This window comes from Bacillus sp. JJ675, assembly GCF_036963165.1.
Taxonomy (GTDB): Bacteria; Bacillota; Bacilli; order Bacillales; family Bacillaceae; genus Bacillus; species Bacillus glycinifermentans.
On sequence record NZ_JBALMR010000006.1, the window covers coordinates 17,606 to 42,131 of the forward strand.

Consider the following 24,526-nt stretch of genomic DNA (forward strand, 5'->3'; position numbering starts at 1 on the left):
CAAAACGGGAGTTCTATTTAAATGAATTTTTCAATAAAGGTCAGCAGTTGTCCCTTTCAAAACAAGCAAACTAAGCATTTATGAAAAACCCTTGCCGGCCGTACCAATGGCCGCAAGGGTTTTATGTCTGCAACGAAGGAGTGAATCAAATGAAAAAAATATTTCTATTCGGCTGTTCGTTTTATTTTCTTGTAGGGATTATCCATATCCTGCTGGGGAGCCTGTCGCCGTATATCATTCAAGAATATCAACGGGGTCTTCACGATCTATCCTTCCTGATCTTTTTTCAATTCACCGGTTTTTTAAACGGCGTTCTGCTTGCGCCGATATTTGTCAGACGCACCTCTCATGCTGTTGTATTGACGTTTGGTCTTCTTCTCATTCTCATTACGCTTTTAGGCGTCTTCCTTTTTGATATGTTCATCTTTTTCATCATCATGGGGTTTTTGCTGGGCTTTGGCGCGGGCACTTTAGAAACAACGGTGGGAGCATATGTAATTACGCAGTATAAAAATGCGAAAGGGATGAATATTTTGGAGGTTTTTTTCGGATTAGGCGCTTTGCTTTTTCCATTTCTAATTTATATCCTTACGGAACGATATACTTGGCATTTCCCCTTGTACGCTCTATTTATCTTCGTTTTTGCGCTTACGTGCATGTGGGCGGTTTATTTGCGCAAAAAAACCCCCGACACTACATCCGGTCAAACGGCTGATCAAGTAGAACCGACTGCCTCAGCCATATTTGAAATCGGAAGAAAGGAAAAAAACATTCTCCTCTTTCTCATTTTCGCTTTTGTTTATGCGGGTATTGAGACCAATTTCGCAAACTTTCTGCCGGCGCTGATGCTTGAAATAGGAGCCGGGGACATCAGCGTGATCAGCGTTTCGCTTTTTTGGACCGGAATAGTGTGCGGACGTTTGCTAACAAGTATTTTGGGCGGTCGCTTAACATCTGTTTCCTTTCTGATCTTCAGCGCCGCAGCTTTGACCGCTTTGCTTTTGATCTTGGCGTACTTTCCGGTTCACAAAACACAGCTGCTCCTTGTATTTTTCATCGGGCTGTCAGCAGCCGGTATTTTTCCGTGCGCTGTCACTCTGGCCTCGTTGGCTGGAAGGCCTTTTACAGAAGAAATAACCAGTTTCTTCATTTCATCCGCAAGCTTAGGCGGAGCACTTCTTTCTTTCTTGATCGGGTGGGCGCTTGATGTCAGCGCAGCCGCTGTCTTTCCGTTTCTATTGTTCGTCGGATTGGGGGGCTTGCTGCTGGTGATCAGCGCGGTGATTTTTTTATCAGGTCTGCAAAAAAACAAGCAGAGCCATTTGGATATGTAGACCTTTTAGGGAGAGATTGCAAGCTTAGTAGGATTTTTTTCAGCATCCGTTTAAAACGTTCCATCTTTGACCATAATGTTGCTAGAAAAGGTTGAAGAACGGAGAGGAACGGTGGGGAAAATGAAGAAATCAAACATTGCCTGTATGTATATTTTTCTATTATTAATAGGAGCGCTTGCAAATCTGACGGCGGAAGAGACGGCCCAATCATCAGGCGGAAAGCCTGCCGTGATTCCTGATGAAGCGATTAGGCTTCGGATTTTGGCAAACAGCGACAGCGGCAGCGACCAAAGCATCAAACGCAAAATCAGGGATGAGGTCAATAAACAAATTACGAAATGGGTGGAAAACCTGACCTCGGTTGAGGAAGCGAGAAAACTTATCAGGTCAAAGCTGCCCGAAATCAAAGAGGTTGCCAAGAACATCATGAAACGCGAAAATGTCCGGCAATCCGTGTCTGTCCGTTTTGATCGAGTTTCATTTCCGACAAAGCTTTACGGCAATATGGTGTATCCGGCCGGAGAATATGAAGCGGTTTTAATCACGCTCGGAAAAGGAGAGGGAGCAAACTGGTGGTGCGTCCTGTTTCCGCCGCTGTGCTTTCTTGACTTTTCGAATGGGGAAGCCGTGAAGTCGCCTGAAGACGAACAAACCGCTGCCGGGGAACGGCATGAAGAGAAAGAAGCCGCAGCGGATACAATGGCGTTAGGCAAAGAAAAAGAAGACGACAAAGAAGTTAAATTCTTTCTTGTCGAGTGGATTACCGGGCTGTTCTCTTGAAGAGACCGCCCTGCTTTCGAGCAGGGCGGTTTTTTTACTGTTTGAATTCTATTATTTTTGTTGCTGGTTATTCGAGCTCTTACGATATGATATAATTTTCCAAAACGGTGCGGGGAGGAAATGTGTCTATTGCTCCTTTCGGATGCGCCTTTATTGCGCGGCAGAAGAGAAAATGTCTTATCAATAGTGCAAATGTTTAGATTGTATACTTATTAAAGCGCGAGTTCCTGCTAATCAAGATTGAAAAATGAATAGTCGGTTTTCTTCCAAATCAAAAGGTATATTTTACTGTCGCCCTCATAGATTGAATAGAGAAGCTAAAAAACGGGGTGAAAAGATGTTCTACCAATTGAGGTTAGCGGATGCAAAAGACATGGATGCGATTGAATCCTTCTTAAAAGAGGCGGGGACAAGCCATAAAGGAATTGAAGCAAATCATGGCCAGTTCATCATGATGGAAGATCCCCAGAAGAAAATCGTCGCCTGCCTCGGGATGGAAGAATTTCAAAAGAAAAAAGGGCTTTTGCGCTCGCTTGTCGTTTCTGATCAGATCAGTCAGGCCCATATCGTCTCTCTGTTTCAAAGCATGCAGGCACTGTGTGACAAGAGGGAGATTCATACATTGTATTTAATCGCAAACAAGCGGACGTCCATGGATTTCTTAGAGGTGCTGGGCTTTAAACAAGCGGAAAACGTGCCGAATGAACTATATCATTCCGAACATGTCTCAGAATCTCTGAAGGTAAACGGAGCTGTTTTAATGGTAAAAACGTCAGCATAACAGCTGATTTATACACAGAGATATCCACGGTTTCAATAGCGTTATCCACAATTTGTGGACAACGCTTGTTTTCTTTGCGTGCATCTTTTATACTTTTCAACATGATTTATATGACTAATTAAGGTTTTTTAGTGTTTGTTAAGGGAGATCTGATATGAATGAATACAAAAGTATGGACTGTGGATGCAAAAGGTGATTTGTCCACAAACTATCCACAAATTACACAAGCGGCAATGCTGCTTCGCGATAATGAAACGGTTGCCTTTCCGACGGAAACGGTTTACGGCCTTGGTGCAAACGCAAAGAATACAGACGCCGTTGCCAAAATATACGAAGCAAAAGGACGGCCGAGCGACAATCCCCTCATTGTCCACATCGCCGATATCAGCCAGTTGAACGAATTTGCCGAGGTTGATTCAGAGAAGGCCAAAACGCTTATGGAACTGTTTTGGCCGGGGCCGCTGACGATCGTTCTGCCGTGCAGGGAAGGAGCGTTATCCACAAGGGTGACGGCCGGGCTTGCTACGGTGGCCGTCAGAATGCCCGATCATCTGGTTGCGCTCGAACTGATAAAGAGAGCAGGCGTTCCTGTCGCGGCTCCGAGCGCAAATGTATCCGGCAAACCGAGTCCGACGAAAGCAGAGCATGTCGTTCACGACTTGAACGGCCGGATCGCCGGGATCGTCGACGGCGGGCCTACCGGGGTGGGCGTGGAGTCAACGGTTGTTTCCTTCACCCGGGGCATGCCGGTTATTTTAAGGCCCGGCGGCGTCACAAAAGAGCAGCTCGAAACAGCAGTCGGTCCCGTCTTGATCGATCAGGGAATCACGGATGAAAAGAAAGCGCCGCTGGCGCCCGGAATGAAATACACCCATTACGCGCCGGAAGCGCCGCTTGCGATCGTAAAGGGAAGCCCTGAAGACATACAGAGGCTGATTGAGCAATACCGAAAAGACGGAATGAAAGTCGGCGTTCTCACCACAGAAGAGCGGGCAAGCGCATATCAGGCGGATGCCGTCCGCGTCTGCGGAAGGAGAGACCGCCTTGAAACGGTTGCTTCCGGGTTGTATGACGCTCTTCGCAGCTTTGACGAATGCGGGCTCGACTTTATTTTTGCCGAGTCTTTTCCTGAGGAAGGCGTGGGCCGTGCGGTAATGAACAGGCTGATGAAAGCGGCCGGACACCGTGTGATCGAAGCGTAGCTCGGGATTGTTCTATCCCTTATTGGACGTGCATAAGCTAGAAGAGCTGGCGTGTCCAAGGGGGAATCTCATGAATGTTGACGTGTTGATAGGTGAAATTTTGACGCTGAGTATCATGGCCTTTGCACTCGGCATGGATGCTTTTTCGGTGGGACTTGGAATGGGAATGGCCAGGCTGAGAAGAAGCCAAATCTTTCACATCGGCGTTATTATCGGATTGTTCCATCTGATCATGCCGCTTGGCGGAATGCTGGCAGGGCAGTTCCTGTCAGGCGCGCTCGGTGCGCTCGCAGGGTATATCGGCGGGGCTCTCCTTTTGGTGCTCGGCATTCAAATGATTGCCGCGTCTTTCAGTAACAAAGAGGAGCGGATCGTTTCTCCTTCCGGCTTCGGCCTCTTTATTTTTGCCGTCGGCGTCAGCCTTGACAGCTTTTCAGTCGGCCTCAGTCTGGGCCTTTACGGAACAAGGCCGATTTTAACGATCTGTTTATTCGGTTTGTTCAGCATGGTGTTAACATGGGCGGGGCTTTTGCTCGGAAAGCAAGTTCAAGCGTGGCTTGGCTCGTACAGCGAAGCGCTCGGCGGTGCCATTTTGCTCAGTTTTGGATTAAAGCTTTTGCTGCCCATTTAAAAAATAGGCGAAAGAATGCATTCGCTTTTCCATAACATAATAAAGTCGGCAAAGAGGGGGAAACCCCTCTTTTTGATTTCTGAAGCGGAATTTATTATTTTTCGGTTAAATCCATTATAATAAGGGAAAGGAGTGAACGAAATTGAACATACTATTTGTCTGTACTGGAAACACGTGCCGAAGCCCGATGGCTGAAGCGCTTTTTAAATCTGCGGCTTCCCGGAAAAAGCTGGACGTCTCCGTCAAATCGGCCGGATTGTTTGCTCCTGAAAACGGCAAGGCTTCATTGTACGCGGTCGAAGCTCTGTTTGAAAAAAATATCGCGCTCAATCATTCGTCAGCTCCGCTTTCCAAAGAAAAGGTCGAATGGGCCGATCTCGTTCTGACGATGACAGAGCAGCATAAGCATTTAGCGGAGCAGGAATATCCGAACCATCAAGGCAAAATCTTTACATTAAAAGAGTATGTCAAAGGGAAAACCGGAGACATCACCGATCCGTTCGGCGGATCCCTCAGCGATTATCAAAAAACAAGGGATGAGCTTGAGCATTTGCTGCATCAGCTTGCTGATAAGCTTTCCGGACACGCAAGGTGAAAGAAGCGGAGCCGGGCCCGGTTGCAAAACGGACCGCAGAGAGTAAAATAAGACATAATCAAACATCGCATATTAAAGACGTGTCAAACATTCAGCGCCCGGCGGCCGCCTTGTTTAACGGTCTTTCGCATCCTTTGCGACACATAAAATGAGGAGGAATCATCCCATGAAAGTAATCATTGCATCAGATCACGGCGGGATCAATATTAGAAAAGAAATCGTATCATTGATGGAAGAGCTGAACATCGAATATGAAGATTTGGGCTGTGAATGCGGTTCAGGATCTGTGGATTACCCGGATTATGCGTTTCCGGTCGCCCAAAAAGTGGCGAACGGAGAAGCGGACAGGGGGATTTTGATTTGCGGCACGGGCATCGGGATGAGCATTTCGGCCAATAAAGTCAAAGGCATCCGCTGCGCGCTTGTTCATGACGTATTCAGCGCCAAAATGACAAGAGAGCATAATGACACAAATGTTCTGGCAATGGGTGAAAGGGTGATCGGCCCGGGATTGGCGAGGGAAATCGCAAAAGTCTGGCTGACGACTGAATTTACGGCGGGTCGTCATGCGGTCCGCATCGGAAAAATCGCCGAATATGAAGACAAGCATATATAAAGGGTGTCATCGTTTATGAAAAATCTCGAACAGACGTGGACTTCTATTCTGGAAGAATTTCATAAAGAAGCGGTCTTGCGAGCCGGCCAGGTCGTTGTGATCGGATGCAGCACAAGCGAGGTGGCCGGCAAGCACATCGGAACGTCAGGAAGCGAAGAGATAGCTGCTGCGATCTACAGCGGTCTTGAGGCGCTTCGGCAAAAAACGGGCGCCGTTCTTGCATTCCAATGCTGCGAACATTTAAACAGAGCGCTGGTCGTTGAAGAAGAAACAGCCCGAGCCCTCCGCCTGCCGACCGTTTTTGCCGTTCCTGTTCCCAAGGCCGGGGGATCGATGGCCGCGTACGCGTTCAGAAAAATGAAAGCGCCGGTGCTTGTTGAAGAGATAAAAGCCGACGCGGGAATCGATATAGGCGACACGTTCATCGGAATGCATTTAAAACCTGTCGCAGTTCCCGTCCGCGTCTCCGAAAAGACGCTCGGCGAGGCGCATGTGACGCTTGCGCGGACAAGGCCCAAGCTGATTGGCGGAGCCCGGGCCGTTTATGAAACCGAATGACGCAAGCTGCCGGATGCAAAAAATGTACCGATCATCCGGCTTTTTTCTTTTTTGAAATAATGTTTTTGCAAGCGATATGTCGAACTATACTATTCTTGTGATCTTTAAATATTCGGTTTTCGGAACAATAAAAAACGAATTTTAAAAATAATCTCTTACATTTGCATGAAAAACCGTGTACAATGAGATGGTATAATTAACGAAATGGAAACAGATAGGAGAGGATCTCGCTGATGAAACATTTAGCTGCGCAAGATGAACAAGTATTTCGCGCCATCCAGGATGAGCGGAAACGTCAACAGTCGAAGATTGAGCTGATTGCTTCAGAAAACTTCGTAAGCGAAGCGGTCATGGAAGCGCAAGGCTCCGTCTTAACAAATAAATATGCAGAAGGGTATCCCGGAAAGCGTTACTACGGCGGCTGCGAACATGTAGACGTTGCGGAAGACATCGCCCGCGACCGCGCGAAGCAAATTTTCGGCGCCGAGCATGTCAACGTTCAGCCTCATTCAGGAGCACAAGCAAACATGGCCGTATATTTCACCATTTTGGAGCACGGCGATACGGTGCTCGGAATGAACCTTGCCCACGGCGGACATTTGACGCACGGAAGCCCCGTTAACTTCAGCGGTGTTCAATACAACTTTGTAGAGTATGGCGTTGATAAAGAAACCCAATACATTGATTACGAAGATGTCCGTGAAAAAGCGCTCAAACATAAGCCTAAGCTGATCGTGGCCGGAGCGAGTGCATATCCGCGCACAATCGACTTCAAAAAGTTCCGCGAAATCGCCGATGAAATCGGAGCGTACGTGATGGTTGACATGGCGCATATCGCTGGGCTCGTTGCTGCGGGTCTTCACCCGAATCCTGTTCCTTATGCCGATTTTGTGACGACGACGACTCATAAAACACTGCGCGGCCCGCGCGGAGGTATGATCTTATGCCGCGAAGAGTTTGCAAAGCAGATTGATAAAGCGATCTTCCCTGGAATTCAAGGCGGACCGTTAATGCACGTGATCGCCGCGAAAGCTGTTTCCTTTGGCGAAGCCTTGAAAGACGAGTTCAAAACGTATGCGCAAAACGTCATCAACAACGCCAAGCGCTTGGCGGAGACATTGACGAAAGAGGGCATTCAGCTTGTTTCAGGCGGAACCGACAACCACCTTGTGCTTGTTGACCTTCGTTCTCTCGGCATTACGGGCAAAATCGCCGAAAATGTACTTGATGAAGTCGGAATAACAGTGAACAAAAACGCGATTCCGTATGATCCGGAAAAGCCTTTTGTCACAAGCGGAATTCGCGTCGGTACAGCAGCGGTTACAAGCCGCGGCTTTGACCTTGAAGCGATCGAAGAAGTGGGAGCGATTATCGCGCTCGCGCTGAAAAACCATGATGACAAGGCGAAGCTTGAAGAAGCGGAAAACCGCGTAAAAGCCCTGACAGACAAATTTCCTTTATATACAGGATTGGACTACTAAGATGAATCCCGCCGCCCCTTAAATGGGCGGCTTTTTGCCGTGTTTGCGCCGATTTTAGTTGAAACCTGCTGTTTTTTTTTGTAGAATCAATAGAAGTGTGAAAAAATGACCGTTTTTTCGGAAACAACAAAAAGGAGCTGAAAACGGAAATGGGAAAGGTATACGTATTTGACCACCCGCTTATACAGCATAAGCTTACATACATCCGCGATGTAAAGACCGGAACGAAAGAGTTCAGGGAGCTTGTGGACGAGGTTGCAACGCTGATGGCGTTTGAAATAACGCGCGATCTTCCTCTTCAAGAAGTCGATGTTGAAACACCTGTTCAAAAAGCTAAATCAAACGTGATCGCCGGTAAAAAACTCGGCGTTGTTCCGATTCTCAGAGCAGGGCTTGGAATGGTGGACGGCATTTTGAAGCTGATCCCGGCGGCAAAGGTCGGTCATGTGGGGCTTTACCGAGATCCAGAAACGCTAAAGCCTGTTGAATACTATGTCAAGCTTCCGTCTGATGTCGAAGAACGCGAATTCATCGTTGTTGATCCGATGCTTGCAACCGGTGGCTCGGCCGTCGAAGCGCTGAACAGCCTGAAGAAACGCGGTGCGAAAAACATCCGTTTTATGTGCCTGATCGCAGCACCGGAAGGCGTTGATGAAGTTCAGAAGCACCATCCGGACGTCGATATTTACATCGCTGCACTCGATGAAAAATTAAATGAAAAAGGATATATCGTTCCCGGCTTGGGCGATGCCGGAGACCGGATGTTCGGAACGAAATAAAGACAAGAAAATCCTGAAAAAGGGTTTTCTTTTTTTGTGTTTTATTCCATAATTAAACATGTATGCGGTAAATAAGGCGGAATTGTGAACATTTTGTGAGAAGCTTCCTGATTATGAAAAGTTTTTTAACTTTAAACAGATTGACACCTTAGGGGGGCTATTGTATGCTAAAATAGGCTATTATGATAAGGTTTTCATAGCGGTTATCATAATGACCAGTCCTCTGTTAAAATCCTTTGAAAACCCCATATTGGCAGGCGACAGACTGAATTTCACCCGACCAATTTCAGGGTGTGTGAAGTCTTGAACAGAACGCTTTGTTCTGTCGAATGGTCAACCGCCTAGTTTACCGTAATCATAGATAGATATATTAAAATTTTTCATCAGGAGCGTATTTAATGACCGATGCAAGTCTTTCATTCCGTAGGCAACAGAAATATATGTTATATATTTTAGCAGTCTGCGTGTTAGGCTATGGATTTTTGCCATATCAGGCGGTTTTTTTAGGCCTGATTACCGGCGCTGTTTTCGGCAATTTCAATCTCTGGCTGCTGACCAAGAGGATGCAGGCCTTTGACAAAGCAGTGGCGAAGGGCAAAATGATCCGCTCTATCGGGACCGCCTCCAGACTGTGCAATGCCATCATAGCGGCGGCCATTGCTTTCAAATTTCCTGAGTATATTCATTTGGCAGGCGTCATTGTGGGGTTGATGACAATTTACCCTGTCATTATGATAGATTCCTTTATCCAGCTAAAACGTTCATCAATGGAAGAGAGGTGAAAACCCTTTGAATCACGAATCCAGAACAGTTGAGTTTCTAGGCCTTACCTTTGATTTAACAAGCGTTCTCATGATCACCGTAACAAGCATCATCGTCTTTCTGATAGCGGTGCTGACCACAAGAACACTTGCGATCCGCCCCGGGAAAGCACAGAACTTCATGGAGTGGATTGTCGATTTTGTGCGCAATATTATCGGCAGTACAATGGATCTTAAAATCGGCAGAGACTTTCTCGCCCTCGGCGTGACGCTTTTAATGTACATATTTGTTGCAAATATGCTCGGCCTGCCGTTTTCCATTACAGTCGGCCATGAATTATGGTGGAAATCGCCGACAGCAGATCCTGCGGTTACATTAACTCTTGCCGTAATGGTTGTGTCGCTGACCCATTATTACGGGGTGAAGAGAAAAGGGTTGAAGGAATACGCTTTGGATTTCGTCAGACCGATTCCGTACTTGGTTCCGCTGAAAATCATAGAAGAATTCGCGAACACATTAACATTGGGATTGCGTCTTTACGGTAACATTTTTGCCGGCGAAATTTTGCTCGGCCTATTGGCGGGACTGGCGACTAACTTCTATTCCCAAAACATTTTCCTGGGACTGGTCGGAACGGTTGGCGCGGTTGTGCCGATGATCGTTTGGCAGGCGTTCAGCTTGTTCGTAGGTACAATCCAGGCATTCATTTTCACGATGCTGACAATGGTTTACATGTCTCACAAAGTTAGTCATGAACATTAATAATAAGACATATCCGATAAGGATAACAATTAAAGGAGGAACTTTTTCATGAATTTAATAGCAGCTGCAATCGCAATTGGATTAGGTGCACTTGGTGCAGGTATTGGTAACGGTTTGATCGTATCACGTACGGTAGAAGGCATCGCTCGCCAGCCTGAAGCTGGTAAAGAGTTAAGAACGCTTATGTTCATCGGGGTTGCATTGGTTGAGGCCCTTCCGATTATCGCCGTTGTAATTGCCTTCCTAGCATTCTTCGGCTAAAAGCCTAGATATCTTTAGTAAATGGCGAAGATCACTTATGGCCTTCGCCATTGCTTTATGGTTGCTTGAACTGTCCGGCCCGCAGGAAGCCCTCTTTTGATAGAGGGGGGTTTTTCAAACGGTCTTGAGAGATAATCTGCAAGAAGGGAGTTGCCGTATTCGATGTCTTTTATACCACAGGTTATGGGAGCAGGAGTTGGGTTTAACGCCGGAACGATGCTGTTCCAGCTTGTTGCCATGTTGATTTTATTAGCGCTCTTGAAGAAATACGCTTTAGGACCGCTGTTAAATATAATGAAAGAACGCGAAGACTACATCACAGGCGAAATTACGTCTGCCGAGAAAAAGCATGAAGAAGCGAAAAAACTCATTGAAGAGCAGCAGGCGCTTTTGAAGGAAGCACGCGAAGAATCCCATTCGCTCATTGAAAATGCGAAAAAACTGGGAGAGCAGCAAAAAGAAGAAATCATTAAGGCTGCGCGCCAGGAAGCGGAGCGCATGAAAGAATCCGCAAGAAGCGAGATCGTCAAGGAAAGAGATCAGGCTGTCAGCGCACTGCGCGAACAAGTGGCTTCACTTTCCGTCATGATCGCTTCGAAAGTAATCGAAAAAGAGCTGGACGAACAAGCTCAGGAAAAATTAATCCAGGATTATCTTAAAGAAGTAGGAGAAAGCCGATGAGCCAATCAGCTGTCTCAAAACGCTATGCAGCCGCTCTTTTTGATATCGCGCTTGAGTCCAAGCTTGTGAACGAAATAGAAGAAGAGCTGACCGTTGTTAAACAACTGTTTTCAGAGCATAAAAAACTGATCGCCGTGCTGAGCCATCCAAAAGTGCCGTCAGAAAAGAAAAAGCAAATCTTAAAAGATTCGTTCGGGTCTGCCTCGACTGCAGTCTTGAACACGCTGTACCTTTTGATTGACAGAAGCCGCATTTCGATCGTGCCGGATCTTGCCGACGAATATGTCAAAATGGCCAACAGGCATCGCCAGACAGAAGACGCGGTCGTGTATTCTGTCAAACCGCTCAGCGAAGAAGAAATTTTTTCTTTTTCCCAAGTGTTTGCAAAAAAAGCCGGAGCCGCTTCATTACGCGTGAAAAACGAAGTGGACCCGGATCTGATAGGCGGAGTGAAAATCCGCATTGGAAACCGCATCTATGACGGCAGCGTAAGCGGAAAGCTTGCCCGCATAGAGCGCCAATTAGCAGGTGAAAATCGAAAGAAGGGGTGAAACCTAAGTGAGCATCAAAGCTGAAGAAATTAGCACTCTCATAAAACAGCAAATTGAAAACTATCAGTCTGAAATAGAAGTTCACGACGTAGGTACGGTTATTCAGGTTGGTGACGGTATCGCACGCGTACACGGCCTTGACAACTGTATGTCAGGTGAGCTTGTTGAATTTTCAAACGGAGTTTTAGGCCTTGCCCAAAACCTTGAAGAATCCAACGTAGGTATCGTTATTTTAGGACCTTTCAAAGACATCCGCGAAGGCGATGAAGTGAAAAGAACGGGCCGGATTATGGAAGTCCCTGTCGGCGAAGAGCTGCTTGGACGCGTCGTCAATCCTCTAGGCCAGCCTGTCGACGGACTCGGTCCGGTGTTAACGAGCAAAACCCGTCCGATTGAAAGTCCGGCTCCGGGGGTTATGGATCGTAAATCCGTACACGAGCCGCTTCAAACGGGAATCAAATCAATCGATGCTTTAATTCCGATCGGCCGCGGCCAGCGTGAGCTGATTATCGGTGACCGTCAAACGGGTAAAACGTCGATTGCGATCGACACAATTCTGAATCAGAAAGACCAGGATATGATTTGTATCTATGTCGCGATCGGTCAGAAAGAATCAACAGTCCGCGGCGTTGTCGAAACGCTTCGCAAACACGGCGCCCTTGACTATACGATCGTTGTGACGGCTTCCGCTTCACAGCCTGCTCCTTTACTGTACCTTGCGCCGTACGCAGGGGTTGCGATGGGAGAGGAATTCATGTACAACGGCAAGCACGTGCTGGTTGTATATGACGACCTTTCAAAACAGGCTACCGCATATCGTGAACTGTCCTTGCTTCTTCGCCGTCCTCCTGGCCGTGAAGCATTCCCTGGAGATGTATTCTATCTTCACTCCCGTTTGCTTGAGCGCGCTGCAAAACTGAGCGACGCCAAAGGCGGAGGATCTTTGACGGCACTTCCGTTCGTTGAAACGCAAGCAGGCGACATTTCGGCGTACATTCCGACAAACGTCATTTCAATCACTGACGGACAAATCTTCCTGCAGTCTGATTTGTTCTTCTCTGGCGTGCGTCCTGCGGTCAACCCGGGATTGTCTGTATCCCGTGTCGGCGGATCCGCGCAAATCAAAGCGATGAAGAAAGTTGCCGGTACGCTGCGTCTTGATTTGGCATCATACCGTGAGCTTGAAGCATTCGCACAATTCGGCTCAGATTTGGATAAAGCGACACAGGCGAAGCTGAATCGCGGAGCCCGTACGGTTGAAGTACTTAAACAGGATCTGCACAAACCGCTTCGCGTTGAAAAGCAGGTTGCGATTCTTTATGCTCTGACAAGAGGCTTCCTTGACGATGTGCCTGTTGAGGATATCAGACGCTTTGAAGAAGAGCTCTTTATGTATCTTGACCAAAATCATAAAGATCTGCTCGATTCAATCGCGCAGACAGGAAACCTTCCTGCCGATGAGGACATGAAGGGTGCAATCGAAGGCTTTAAACGCACGTTCGCGCCAAGCAACTAAACAAAAAAGAGTGAGAAAAAGGCTATCTTTTTCTCTCTTTTTCACGTCAATGCGAAGGAATTTGAAAACAAAAAGGTGGTGAAACCTTTTGGCCTCATTACGGGATATTAAATCCAGGATTGCTTCAAATAAAAAAATGAGTCAAATTACGAAAGCCCAGGAAATGGTTTCTGCTTCAAAGCTGAACAGGGCTGAAAACAAAGCGAAATCGTTTGTTCCTTATATGGAAAAAATGCAGGAAGTCGTTGCCGATATAGCGATCGGATACACAGGCAGGCACCCGATGATGTCAAGCCGCCCGGTGAAGCGGACCGGATACCTTGTCATCACAGCTGACCGCGGCTTGGCGGGGGCGTTTAACGCAAACGTGCTCCGCAAGGCGTATCAAAGGATTCAGGAACGCCATCAATCCAAAGATGAGTATGCGGTCATCGCTGTCGGAAGAATGGGCCGTGATTTCTTTAAAAAGCGCGGAATTCCTGTCATTTCTGAAATGACAGGGATCAGGGACGAAGTGACGTTTTCAGAAATCAAAGATTTGGCGAACAGCACGGTGCAAATGTTTATTGACGAAACCTTTGATGAACTGTATTTGTTCTACAACCATTTTGTCAGCGCGATTTCCCAGGAGGTAACGGAGAAAAAGCTGCTGCCTTTGACAGATATTGCGCCTAACAAGAAAAAGACGTCATTTGAGTTTGAACCGGATGAAGAAGAGATTCTGGAAGTGCTCCTTCCCCAGTATGCGGAAAGCTTGATTTTTGGCGCGCTTCTTGACAGCAAAGCGAGCGAACATGCTGCGAGAATGACGGCGATGAGAAATGCGACAGACAATGCAAAAGAGATTATCGCCGACCTTGAACTGTCATACAACCGTGCCCGTCAGGCATCGATTACGCAGGAAATTACGGAAATTGTCGGCGGTGCAGCTGCCTTAGAATAGAAAAAGTTTGTCAGGAGGGATAGAGATGAAAAAAGGACGCGTTAGCCAGGTATTGGGACCGGTCGTTGACGTTCGTTTTGAAGACGGTCACTTACCTGAAATATATAATGCGATTAAAATTTCACACAAAGCGCAAAACGAAAACGAAGTAGACGTTGAACTGACGCTTGAAGTAGCGCTGCATCTGGGCGATGATACAGTTCGTACGATTGCGATGGCATCTACGGACGGCGTAACGCGCGGAATGGAAGCCGTCGATCTTGGAGAGCCGATCTCCGTTCCTGTAGGAAGCGCGACGCTTGGACGCGTATTCAACGTGCTTGGAGAGAAAATCGATCTGGATGAGCCGCTCGCGGCTGATACTCCGAAAGATCCGATCCACAGAAAAGCGCCTGAATTTGATCAGCTGTCAACAGAGGTTGAAATTTTAGAGACGGGAATCAAAGTTGTCGACTTGCTTGCTCCGTACATTAAAGGCGGAAAGATCGGCCTGTTCGGCGGTGCGGGTGTTGGTAAAACGGTATTGATTCAGGAGCTTATCAACAACATCGCTCAAGAGCACGGCGGTATCTCAGTGTTTGCAGGCGTTGGAGAGCGTACACGTGAAGGTAATGACCTTTACTATGAAATGAAAGATTCCGGTGTTATCAATAAAACGGCAATGGTTTTCGGCCAGATGAACGAGCCGCCTGGCGCACGGATGCGCGTTGCGCTTACTGGACTCACTATGGCTGAGCATTTCCGTGATAAAGAAGGCCAGGACGTATTGTTCTTTATCGATAATATCTTCCGGTTCACACAAGCAGGATCTGAAGTATCCGCCTTGCTTGGCCGCATGCCTTCAGCAGTTGGTTATCAGCCGACGCTTGCGACCGAAATGGGTCAGCTTCAGGAACGGATCACATCAACTAATGTCGGATCTGTTACGTCGATTCAGGCGATTTACGTCCCTGCGGATGACTACACTGACCCGGCGCCGGCTACGACGTTCGCTCACTTGGATGCGACGACGAACCTTGAGCGTAAGCTGTCGGAAATGGGGATTTATCCTGCGGTTGACCCGCTTGCATCCACTTCCCGTGCGCTTTCGCCTGAAATCGTCGGTGAAGAGCACTATCAAGTGGCGCGCAGCGTTCAGCAAATCCTGCAGCGCTACAAAGAGCTTCAGGATATCATCGCGATGCTCGGAATGGATGAGTTGTCTGATGAAGATAAGCTGGTCGTAAGCCGTGCTCGCCGCGTACAATTCTTCCTGTCGCAAAACTTCCACGTAGCTGAACAGTTCACTGGACAAAAAGGTTCTTACGTACCTGTCAAAGAAACTGTAAAAGGCTTCAAAGAAATCCTTGAAGGCAAGTATGACCACCTTCCTGAGGATGCGTTCCGCCTTGTCGGCCGGATCGAAGAAGTTGTCGAAAAAGCGAAGGAAATGGGTGTAGAAGTCTAAACGGGTCCTAGGAGGGTAAAAGCATGAAGACCTTAAAAGTCAATATCGTTACTCCCGACGGCCCAGTATACGATGCGGACATAGAAATGGTAAGCGTTCGGGCAGAGAGCGGTGAGCTGGGCATTTTGCCCGGCCATATTCCGACGGTTGCTCCGCTAAAAATTGCTGCAGTCCGTCTGAAAAAAGACGGTCAAACTGAGCTGGTTGCCGTCAGCGGGGGAATAGTGGAAGTACGCCCTGATCATGTCACCATTCTGGCACAGACGGCTGAAACATCTGAAGAAATCGACAAAGAACGCGCCTTGGCCGCAAAACGGCGTGCAGAGGAACGTCTGCAAAAACATTCTCCAGATATTGACATCGTTCGGGCTGAGCTTGCTTTAAAACGAGCGATTAATCGACTTGAAGTTGCAAAATAAAGATTTTGATCCTTCCCATTTGCATGGGAAGGATCTTTTATATGTGAAATGTTGAAAAAAGTTCACAAATTGTTCAACTTTTTGATTTGAATCTCTCTATAATCAAAATAGTAAGCTATTTTCTCTTCCTTTTTGGAGAGGGATTATCTTTTCACCTAATCTACTTTCCGCAGTCATTCTTCAAACAGGGGACCTCCCGGATATGGAAAGAAGTTCTATGCACATTAGTATTAACACCAAACATTAAAACTGATAAAATAATTTGCAATGATCAGCGTTTATCCTTATTCCGCATCAGAAGAGAAAACGTAAGGAGGCGTCATCAGTAATGGAAGAGATCGGACAACAGGCTGCTGTCAGTATTTTCGTTCATCTTTTTTTTATTGCATTGACCTGGTGGGCTCTTCTGGCGGTCAACATCGATCCGCTTATCAGGAAGGGAAAAATCCTGCAGGCGAGGCTCTTGATGATTTTGCTCACGATAGCGATCGGCTCAACGGTCAGCAACTTTTTCTTGGATTATCTTTATTATTCCAAACAGCTGCAAAATTTATTTTTATAATTCGCCAATCGGTATTTGAGTATGGACAAATGTGGGATAAAACCGCGGTCAGTCCATCGGCAAATTTGCGGGACTGACCTTGTTTTTCCACGTATGCTTTTCCTTCGATCCGTCAAAAATGGAGAGTAGGAGAGGATGGTGCGTGATGAAAAATAAACAAACGGTTAACGCCCTCATTTTTATTGTGATTTTATTTCTGGCCGTTCACGTATTTAGAACGCTTGATGCCGCGGGGAATACACCGCTTGAGCAGCTTGCCGAAGGGTTGGTCCGCCACGATATTATTCTTGAAGAATGGACGCTGCATACAAAAAAACAGTTTTCGCTTAATGAAAAAGAATTTTTTGAAAAAGTGCAACATTTAAAGAAGCAATATCGACAGTATGAATGGACTTTTACAAGGGAAGACGGCACAGTAAAAGCGACTGGAATGTATGCTGACCCAAAAAATCGCGTCCGCTCAAAAATACATGTGGTCTCTACCCTCAAAAACGAGGAACCTGTTTCGTATATATTATATGAGCAAAAAGGCGCGGGCCTACGGGAAAACTGGAACGATACATATGAGCAGTTTGAACGGGATGCATTCGATATAATGCGAGAAAAGACCGCAGTTTTTACTTGTCTAAAGGGCCATCTAAATGGTATGATGGATGTTGTTTTGCAAAAAAAAGCAAACGAGCTATTGAAAGAATTTAACGCAACGTCAGTTGAGGATTTAATCGAACCAAATTTCGTATCTGTTTCTGCCTTTACTAACGAGTGGAAGGAATCCATCAAAACAAAAAAACATCAAATGAATTTGCAAGTCTCGCTTAGAAACGCGGGAATGGGCGAAAAACTTACCGTCACGGTTGGAACACCAATCGTCACGACTGAATATTAATATAGAGAAATTGGGACGCGGAGGGGAATACCTTGGAAAAAATCATCGTCCGCGGCGGTCGAAAGTTAAACGGCACAGTCAAAGTTGAAGGAGCAAAAAATGCCGTTTTACCAGTAATCGCTGCATCTTTATTAGCCAGTGAAGAAAAAAGCGTAATATGTGATGTGCCTACGCTCTCCGATGTATATACGATTAACGAAGTGTTACGTCATTTAGGCGCAAATGTTCATTTTGAAAATAATACAGTTACAGTTGATGCATCTCGTGCTTTATCAACTGAGGCTCCGTTTGAATATGTTCGGAAAATGCGTGCATCTGTATTGGTAATGGGTCCGCTTCTTGCTCGCACAGGCCATTCTAGAGTGGCACTCCCTGGAGGATGTGCGATCGGATCAAGACCGATTGACCAGCATCTGAAAGGTTTTGAAGCAATGGGGGCTAAGATTAAGGTCGGAAACGGCTTTATTGAAGCAACTGTTGAAGGCCGCCTTCAGGGCGCTAAGATTTACCTTGATTTCCCTAGTGTCGGAGCGACCGAAAACCTGATTATGGCTGCCTCTTTGGCTGAGGGCACGACGACTCTTGAAAACGTTGCGAAAGAGCCTGAAATCGTCGACTTGGCCAATTACATTAATGCAATGGGTGGAAAAATCCGAGGTGCCGGTACGGGCACCATTAAAATTGAAGGTGTTAAAACGCTCCACGGCGCCAAGCACACCATTATCCCTGACCGGATTGAAGCGGGAACTTTCATGGTAGCCGCTGCGATCACGCAAGGGAATGTTCTCGTGCAGGGAGCTGTTCCTGAGCATTTGACATCTTTAATTGCGAAAATGGAAGAAATGGGCGTTCAAATTATCGAAGAAGCAGACGGTCTTCGGATTATCGGTCCGGCAGAATTAAAGCCGATCGATTTAAAGACAATGCCGCATCCGGGCTTCCCGACTGATATGCAGTCGCAGATGATGGCCCTTTTAATGCGTGCAAACGGAACGAGCATGATTACGGAAACCGTATTCGAAAACCGCTTCATGCATGCCGAAGAATTCCGCCGAATGAACGGAGATATTAAAATTGAAGGGCGTTCTGTCATCATTAACGGTCCTGTCCAGCTTCAAGGCGCAGAGGTGGCCGCAACAGACTTGCGTGCAGGTGCGGCTCTGGTTCTTGCCGGTCTTGTTGCTGACGGACATACACGCGTTACAGAGTTAAAGCATTTGGATCGGGGATATGTCAACTTCCATCAAAAACTCGCGAACCTTGGTGCTGATATTGAACGCGTTAATGATGAAGAAGTTCATCTTGAAAATAAAGAAGTTGTATCAGATGTTAATGCATAATATTTTATGAATCAGTATGTCGAGCAGACATACTGATTTTTGTTTTATCGTTCAATCATTCTATATCAATATGTCTCCCATATCTATCATTATGTACCGAAAGCGCGGTTTACATACATATAGAGAGCCAAAAAGTACTGTCATATTAGCTTGTCCCCGCCCATAAAATGAAAGAGACAAAACAGAAATGGGGGCAGCTAATTTGAAACAGCTATTTATTGTACTAGCAGGGATTTGCATGCTGATTTTACTCGTACCAACACTGCTTGTTCTTCCTTTTCACGGGGAAGCCGGGACGCCAAAGACCGCCAAACACACCGGGATAAAGAAGGAAAAAGAGCCGGCGGCATTAAAAAAGTCTCCCGTTTCGATTCCGGTCTACAGAACGGCTGACCGCCAAGTAGAAGATATCCCGCTTGAAGAGTATGTCATCGGGGTCGTCGCCTCTGAAATGCCGGCTGATTTTGAAATCGAAGCTTTGAAAGCACAAGCGCTTGCAGCACGCACGTACATCGTGAGGCAAATGGTATCAGATCAAGCCGTCCAATCTCCGAAAGGTTCGCTTGTCGATGATACGCAAATGTTTCAGGTGTATAAAAGCAAATCAGAGCTTCGCCGGATTTGGAAGGATGATTATGACTGGAAAATCAAGAAAGTGACACAAGCTGTTGCCAGTACACAAGGAAAAATTTTAACCTATGACCATAAACCGATTGATGCTTCATTCTTTTCGACGAGCAACGGCTACACGGAAAATGCAGGAGCCTATTGGACAAGTGATATCCCTTATCTGAAAAGCGTAAAAAGCGCCTGGGATAAACAATCGCCCAAATTTTTAAATCACAAAACCTTTACGGTCGCTGAATTCGAGACAAAGCTCGGCGTTACGCTCGATGGTTCGGCAAACGTCGGAAATATAACGAAGCGGACTCCGGGAAAGCGCGTGGCAACGGCTGTGATCAACGGAAAGAAGCTGGATGGAAGGGATATTCGCGAAAAGCTTGACCTGAAATCGGCCGATTTTGATTGGAAAAGGAAAGGAAACCAAATCATCATCACGACGAGGGGATTCGGCCACGGCGTCGGAATGAGCCAATATGGGGCTCATTATATGGCGAAGGACGGAAAAAAAGCAGAGGACATCGTCAAATATTATTACAAAGGAACAGCAGTATCCAACGCAGGTGAGTTTTTAAACAAATATACGGCAAAAAAATAGGTTACCAAATGTGTCAACGCAATGACGCTCATCTGCCTGAAATCAGGATACAAATATTTCAAAATTAATGTGCCAGAGGGCTTGTCGAACAGCGTCCAAAGAACGTTAATTCGATGCAGACGAGCGGCGGGCCGGGTGTTAATGACCAATTGAAGCGCTTCATATATGCAAAAGTAAATAACGGTGAAGAGGAGGCATGCCCTATTTATTTCTCCCTGGTGTTCTTCTACGATAATAAGTGTTTAGCATCTTAAAAATGAAAGGAGACAGGGGAGAATGAAGAAAAAACTCACAGTAGGTATTCTGACAGCCTTGGTTTTAAGCTTGGGATCGCCTGCTTTTGCGGCGGAAAAGAAGCAGGAGGCAGCTGTTGCAGAAGATGCGCCTAACGTTGCGATCATGCTTGATGCAAGCGGAAGCATGGCGAAAAAAATCGATGGAGTAACGAAGTACGAGCTTGCCAAACAAGAAGCCTTCAACTTCAGCTCCAAGCTTCAGAATACAAATGTACTTATGCGGGTTTTCGGTTCAGAGGGAAACAATAAAAATTCAGGAAAGATCCAATCTTGTAATGCAATCAGAGGTGTATACGGTTTCCAGCCATTTGAGGAACAAAGCTTCCGCAACTCATTGAACGGCATCAAGCCGACAGGCTGGACGCCGATTGCAAACGCGCTGCAGGACGCCAAAAATGCATTTGACCAGCTTGACAATAGCGGGAAAAACGTTGTTTATCTGCTGACAGACGGTGAAGAAACGTGCGGAGGAAATCCTGTCAAAGTAGCGACAGAATTGCGCAAATCAGACCGCGACACGGTTGTCAATGTCATCGGTTTTGACTACGGCAGAGGATATCACGGCCAGCTGACGAGCATTGCAAAAGCTGGAGGCGGCGAATATTTCGAGGCTAAAACGAAAAACGACATTAAAAAAATCTTTACTCAGGAAGCCGTCAAGCTTTCAAAATAATGATTGAAGGCCCGCGGAGATAGCCGCGGGCTTTTTTTGTGCGTATGACATTACAAATGTTAAGTTCCTGTGTCAGAACCTTGAACACCTCTCCATCCTTAGGCGGTGTTATCGGCTGTCTCTGCACTTTTTTGGGAGGATCATGGCTTTTTTAGCAGACTTTATTGGTAGGACTTAAGTGAAATTGTCGTTCGAAACGAGTAAGAATTTTGAAAATCAAGCGATTTCAAAAAGGATTTACGGCCTATTTATTTCTGTCAGACCTTCTTTTACGATGTTTGTGAACTTGTTCCCGGGGGGACAAGCTCTTGAAAACCAATTGAAGAGAGGAATGTGAAAGGATGAAAAAAGGACTCGCTTTATTGTCCACGTTCGCGATTGCTTTGTCTTTGGCACCGTCGGCTTTTGCGGCTGAAGGCGGAAATGCTGCGGACAGCAGCAAAAAAGACGTACAAAACGTCGCGATTGTACTCGATGCAAGCGGAAGCATGGCAAGAAAAATCGATGGGGAAAAGAAATTCGACATCGCCAAAGATTCTGTCAACGATTTCGCTGATTTGCTTTCAGACGATGCGAATGTCATGCTGAATGTGTTCGGACATAAAGGTAACAACAAATTATCAGGAAAAGCGGAATCATGCGGAACGACAGAAACGCTTTTTGATTTGCAGCCGTTTTCGACAGACGGATTCCAAACGGCATTAAGCGGAATCAAGCCTACAGGCTGGTCTCCGATTGCAAAATCTCTTTATGATGTAAAAGATCAACTGTCTGATAAAGACGGGAAAAATTACGTCTACATCGTGACAGACGGTGAGGAAACGTGCGGAGGAGACCCTGTTCAAGCAGCAAAAGACCTGCGCAAATCCAATATCAAAACGATCGTCAATATCGTTGGTTTTGATGTGCAAACGGCAAATGAAAAAACGAAGCTGCAAAATGTAGCAGAAGCAGGCGGAGGCAAATTGATTGAAGCCGATTCAGCGGCAGAATTTAAACAAGTATGGAAAGAAGAAGGCGAAAAACTGTCTGACTAATCCATATTGGAAAGGGGCGGCATCCGGAGGCCGCCTCTTTTGATATGATCTTATTCTATCGTCATCTCAAGTTCTTCAATGCGTTTTTCAACGTAGCGCTGATCTTTTCTTGAATGAAAGGTTTCCGCTTTTTCAATAATGACCTCTGTGTTATACTCGGGAATTTTGGCATGGCTTTCATACATGCCTTTAGGAATCAGCACATTACCCTCAGGCCAGTAGACGGCGGCGTTTCCCTGCTTCACATCCGCAAATTTGGCACGTCCCTGAAAGGTTCCGAAACGGTTGAACAGGACGATCGCTTCGCCGTTTTTTATATCAAGCGCTTCAGCGTCTTTCGGGTTAATTATGACGTCATAGCGGTCCGCATCATTAAACGGATCTTTTTTGCTGTAAATCATGGAGTTAAACTGTTTTCCGCGCCTTGTTGTTACATAGAAGCGTCCTTCCGTCTGCCTGTTTTCAGGAAGGTCAACAGGGATCAGATTTCCCTTTCCGTCGGCTGTCGGACATATGCCGCCCTCGCAAAGCCAGGCGCCTCCCCATTGAAAGACGTCCCCGCGCTTTTTCAAATGCTGAATCCCGTCATAGTTCCGGTTGGCAACGGCAATTTCCCGGCGGATTTCCGCAACGTTTTTGAAATCGATCAGCTCTTTGTCTTCCGGCCGGACGCGTTTGGCGAGATCGATATAGATGTCCCATTCTGAACGGGATTCACCGATTCGCGGCCCTTTAATTTCCGGGCTGAAGTAGACCATCCGCTCTGTGCTCGTCGAAGTCCCGCCGCCGGGCTGTTCATATCTCGTCATCGCCGGCAGCACGATGACTTCTTCTTTTGCATCAAGAAGCGTCGATGTGTTCAATATAATATCCTGATGAACCCTGAGTTCGGCCTCCTGAAGGGCTTTTTCGATAAAAGCGGGATCAGGCATCGTTTCCAGAAAGTTGCCGCCGCTCGTGTAAAACACTTTTGCTTTTTTCGGATGATCGTCGGGAAGAAGCATGTTTTCGATTGTCTGACCGATTGTGTCTCCCTGCCACCCCGGAATCCGAAAGCCCCAAATCTTCTCAATCCGCGCCCTATGTTCTTCATCGAAATCACCGCCGGGCAATGCGAACGGGTCTGCTCCCATTTCGCCTGAACCCTGAACGCCGCTGTGACCCCTGATCGGCATGACGCCGCAATGTTGTCTCCCGATAAAGCCTTGCAGGAGGGCGAGGTTTGCCACCTGTGAGATGTTGTCGGTCGCAAACCGATGCTGGGTGAGCCCCATGCTCCAGACGAAAACGCCTGTATTCGCACGGGCGAGCAATAGGGCAAATTCTTTCATTCTCTCCTTTGACAAACCGGATGACGCTTCAAGTGCATTCCATGTTAGCTTTGATATATGCCGTTTTAGCTCTGTAAAGCCGTTTGTGTGCGTTTTGACAAAGGTCCGGTCGATCGCTGAACCAGGTGCATGCTCCTCCATGTCAAACCAGTGCTTCATCACGCCGTTTATGAAGGCGATGTCCCCGCCGATATTGACTTGATACACATCATCGACGATCTTCGTTCCGAAAAGAGCGCTTTCAGGTATTGACGGAATCCAGTAGTTTTCCATGGCGGGTTCTCTGTATGGATTGATCATGATGATTTTTGTCCCCGCTTTTTTGGCGGCGTACATATATTTGGTGGAAACGGGCTGATTGTTGGCGGCGACAGACCCCCAGAAGACGAGGACGTCCGTGCCGATCCAGTCCCGGTAGCTGCAGCTGGAAGCGCCGATTCCGAGCGAGCGTTTTAAAGCCGTTTTGCTTGGCGAATGGCAGATCCTTGATGCATTGTCAATGTTGTTTGTGCCGAGAAAGCGGGCCGCCTTTGCCGCCGTGTAATAGACTTCATTGGTAATGCCGCGGGCGGTCAGATAAAATGCTAGCTGTCTGCCGTCAATCGATCTGATCTTGCCGGCGATCCGGCCGAGCGCCTCGTCCCACGATATTCTCGAGAAAGTTCTTTCGCCTTTTTTTCTGGACAACGGATAGGGGATGCGGCCCAATTTTCTAAGACATGAGCTGTCCAGCTCCCTCAGCTTCCCGATGTCGGCAAACAGCCATTTATCTTCTATCGCAGGCATTGTGTTTAAGCGGAGGACGTTCAGTCTTGTCGTGCATAAATGAGGGCCTGTAAGCGTCTGATCGCGCAGACCGGATACCCCGAGCGCACATCCGTCGCATACGCCTTGCGTCAAAATTCTGTAGGCGTACGGGAGGCTGTCTTTATTATCCCAGGCGGCTTTCATCGTATCTCTGATATGTTTTGGCTTTACCTTTCCAAGCCCCATCGGTGCTAGAGAGGCCCACAGTTTAGGCGCCGGCCGTTTGTCTAATTTCATCGGTCCTTCATGCTTTGTTTCTCCCATTTTCCCACTCCT

General features: G+C 46.9%; 26 protein-coding genes. 25 read left to right on the forward strand and 1 reads right to left on the reverse strand.

Annotation, left to right across the window (positions count from 1 at the left end):
- Positions 1 to 149 precede the first annotated feature (149 nt).
- The 25 genes from V7126_RS00700 to V7126_RS00820 all read left to right on the forward strand — a co-directional run bounded on the left by V7126_RS00700 (position 150) and on the right by V7126_RS00820 (position 22,112).
- Positions 150 to 1,334, forward strand: coding sequence for an MFS transporter (locus V7126_RS00700; protein ID WP_175076685.1), 1,185 nt, complete (start codon positions 150 to 152; stop codon positions 1,332 to 1,334).
- Between the two features lie 120 nt (positions 1,335 to 1,454).
- Positions 1,455 to 2,114 (forward strand): stage II sporulation protein R, encoded by a 660-nt coding sequence (gene spoIIR / locus V7126_RS00705; RefSeq protein ID WP_046130355.1) that lies wholly within the window; start codon positions 1,455 to 1,457, stop codon positions 2,112 to 2,114.
- Between the two features lie 337 nt (positions 2,115 to 2,451).
- Positions 2,452 to 2,895, forward strand: coding sequence for a GNAT family N-acetyltransferase (locus V7126_RS00710; RefSeq protein WP_046130301.1), 444 nt, complete (start codon positions 2,452 to 2,454; stop codon positions 2,893 to 2,895).
- Between the two features lie 158 nt (positions 2,896 to 3,053).
- A complete protein-coding gene (locus V7126_RS00715) occupies positions 3,054 to 4,097 on the forward strand; it encodes an L-threonylcarbamoyladenylate synthase (RefSeq protein WP_175076686.1) in 1,044 nt (347 codons plus the stop codon).
- A gap of 70 nt (positions 4,098 to 4,167) precedes the next feature.
- Positions 4,168 to 4,728: a manganese efflux pump MntP gene (locus tag V7126_RS00720; protein ID WP_046130303.1), complete on the forward strand. Its 561-nt coding sequence runs from the start codon at positions 4,168 to 4,170 to the stop codon at positions 4,726 to 4,728.
- Positions 4,729 to 4,870: 142 nt separating this feature from the next.
- Complete coding sequence (locus tag V7126_RS00725) at positions 4,871 to 5,323, forward strand: low molecular weight protein arginine phosphatase (RefSeq protein WP_046130304.1); 453 nt, start codon at positions 4,871 to 4,873, stop codon at positions 5,321 to 5,323.
- 166 nt (positions 5,324 to 5,489) lie between these two features.
- Complete coding sequence (rpiB, locus tag V7126_RS00730) at positions 5,490 to 5,939, forward strand: ribose 5-phosphate isomerase B (RefSeq protein ID WP_046130305.1); 450 nt, start codon at positions 5,490 to 5,492, stop codon at positions 5,937 to 5,939.
- 15 nt (positions 5,940 to 5,954) lie between these two features.
- The gene (locus V7126_RS00735; protein WP_175076687.1) at positions 5,955 to 6,497 is read left to right on the forward strand and encodes a TIGR01440 family protein; all 543 of its coding nucleotides are present in this window, start codon (positions 5,955 to 5,957) and stop codon (positions 6,495 to 6,497) included.
- A 233-nt stretch (positions 6,498 to 6,730) separates the two neighbouring features.
- Complete coding sequence (gene glyA / locus V7126_RS00740) at positions 6,731 to 7,978, forward strand: serine hydroxymethyltransferase (RefSeq protein WP_046130307.1); 1,248 nt, start codon at positions 6,731 to 6,733, stop codon at positions 7,976 to 7,978.
- Positions 7,979 to 8,127: 149 nt separating this feature from the next.
- Positions 8,128 to 8,757 (forward strand): uracil phosphoribosyltransferase, encoded by a 630-nt coding sequence (gene upp / locus V7126_RS00745; protein WP_046130308.1) that lies wholly within the window; start codon positions 8,128 to 8,130, stop codon positions 8,755 to 8,757.
- A 398-nt stretch (positions 8,758 to 9,155) separates the two neighbouring features.
- Complete coding sequence (locus V7126_RS00750; protein WP_175076688.1) at positions 9,156 to 9,539, forward strand: ATP synthase subunit I; 384 nt, start codon at positions 9,156 to 9,158, stop codon at positions 9,537 to 9,539.
- Between the two features lie 7 nt (positions 9,540 to 9,546).
- Positions 9,547 to 10,281 (forward strand): F0F1 ATP synthase subunit A, encoded by a 735-nt coding sequence (gene atpB, locus V7126_RS00755; protein ID WP_046130310.1) that lies wholly within the window; start codon positions 9,547 to 9,549, stop codon positions 10,279 to 10,281.
- Positions 10,282 to 10,329: 48 nt separating this feature from the next.
- A complete protein-coding gene (atpE, locus tag V7126_RS00760; RefSeq protein ID WP_020453260.1) occupies positions 10,330 to 10,542 on the forward strand; it encodes a F0F1 ATP synthase subunit C in 213 nt (70 codons plus the stop codon).
- A 162-nt stretch (positions 10,543 to 10,704) separates the two neighbouring features.
- Positions 10,705 to 11,223, forward strand: coding sequence for a F0F1 ATP synthase subunit B (gene atpF / locus V7126_RS00765; RefSeq protein WP_046130311.1), 519 nt, complete (start codon positions 10,705 to 10,707; stop codon positions 11,221 to 11,223).
- Positions 11,220 to 11,774 (forward strand): F0F1 ATP synthase subunit delta, encoded by a 555-nt coding sequence (locus V7126_RS00770; RefSeq protein ID WP_046130312.1) that lies wholly within the window; start codon positions 11,220 to 11,222, stop codon positions 11,772 to 11,774. Before atpF ends, V7126_RS00770 begins: the two co-directional genes overlap by 4 nt.
- Positions 11,775 to 11,781: 7 nt before the next feature.
- Positions 11,782 to 13,290, forward strand: a complete 1,509-nt coding sequence (gene atpA / locus V7126_RS00775; RefSeq protein ID WP_046130313.1) for a F0F1 ATP synthase subunit alpha — start codon at positions 11,782 to 11,784, stop codon at positions 13,288 to 13,290.
- 88 nt (positions 13,291 to 13,378) lie between these two features.
- Complete coding sequence (gene atpG / locus V7126_RS00780; RefSeq protein ID WP_046130314.1) at positions 13,379 to 14,233, forward strand: ATP synthase F1 subunit gamma; 855 nt, start codon at positions 13,379 to 13,381, stop codon at positions 14,231 to 14,233.
- 25 nt (positions 14,234 to 14,258) lie between these two features.
- Positions 14,259 to 15,680, forward strand: a complete 1,422-nt coding sequence (gene atpD / locus V7126_RS00785; RefSeq protein WP_046130315.1) for a F0F1 ATP synthase subunit beta — start codon at positions 14,259 to 14,261, stop codon at positions 15,678 to 15,680.
- A 23-nt stretch (positions 15,681 to 15,703) separates the two neighbouring features.
- Positions 15,704 to 16,099 carry a F0F1 ATP synthase subunit epsilon gene (locus V7126_RS00790; protein WP_046130316.1) on the forward strand — a complete coding sequence of 132 codons (396 nt, stop codon included), beginning with the start codon at positions 15,704 to 15,706 and terminating at the stop codon, positions 16,097 to 16,099.
- Between the two features lie 328 nt (positions 16,100 to 16,427).
- A complete protein-coding gene (locus V7126_RS00795) occupies positions 16,428 to 16,661 on the forward strand; it encodes a DUF1146 family protein (RefSeq protein WP_046130317.1) in 234 nt (77 codons plus the stop codon).
- A gap of 145 nt (positions 16,662 to 16,806) precedes the next feature.
- Positions 16,807 to 17,547, forward strand: coding sequence for a YwmB family TATA-box binding protein (locus V7126_RS00800; RefSeq protein ID WP_046130356.1), 741 nt, complete (start codon positions 16,807 to 16,809; stop codon positions 17,545 to 17,547).
- Between the two features lie 32 nt (positions 17,548 to 17,579).
- Complete coding sequence (gene murA / locus V7126_RS00805) at positions 17,580 to 18,887, forward strand: UDP-N-acetylglucosamine 1-carboxyvinyltransferase (RefSeq protein WP_046130318.1); 1,308 nt, start codon at positions 17,580 to 17,582, stop codon at positions 18,885 to 18,887.
- Between the two features lie 202 nt (positions 18,888 to 19,089).
- Positions 19,090 to 20,106, forward strand: a complete 1,017-nt coding sequence (gene spoIID / locus V7126_RS00810) for a stage II sporulation protein D (protein ID WP_216899294.1) — start codon at positions 19,090 to 19,092, stop codon at positions 20,104 to 20,106.
- A 276-nt stretch (positions 20,107 to 20,382) separates the two neighbouring features.
- Positions 20,383 to 21,075, forward strand: a complete 693-nt coding sequence (locus tag V7126_RS00815) for a VWA domain-containing protein (protein ID WP_046130320.1) — start codon at positions 20,383 to 20,385, stop codon at positions 21,073 to 21,075.
- A gap of 341 nt (positions 21,076 to 21,416) precedes the next feature.
- Positions 21,417 to 22,112 carry a VWA domain-containing protein gene (locus V7126_RS00820; RefSeq protein ID WP_046130321.1) on the forward strand — a complete coding sequence of 232 codons (696 nt, stop codon included), beginning with the start codon at positions 21,417 to 21,419 and terminating at the stop codon, positions 22,110 to 22,112.
- Between the two features lie 50 nt (positions 22,113 to 22,162).
- On the opposite strand, the gene V7126_RS00825 is transcribed toward V7126_RS00820, so the two are convergent.
- Positions 22,163 to 24,514 (reverse strand): FdhF/YdeP family oxidoreductase, encoded by a 2,352-nt coding sequence (locus tag V7126_RS00825; protein WP_175076689.1) that lies wholly within the window; start codon positions 24,512 to 24,514, stop codon positions 22,163 to 22,165.
- Between the last annotated feature and the right edge of the window lie 12 nt (positions 24,515 to 24,526).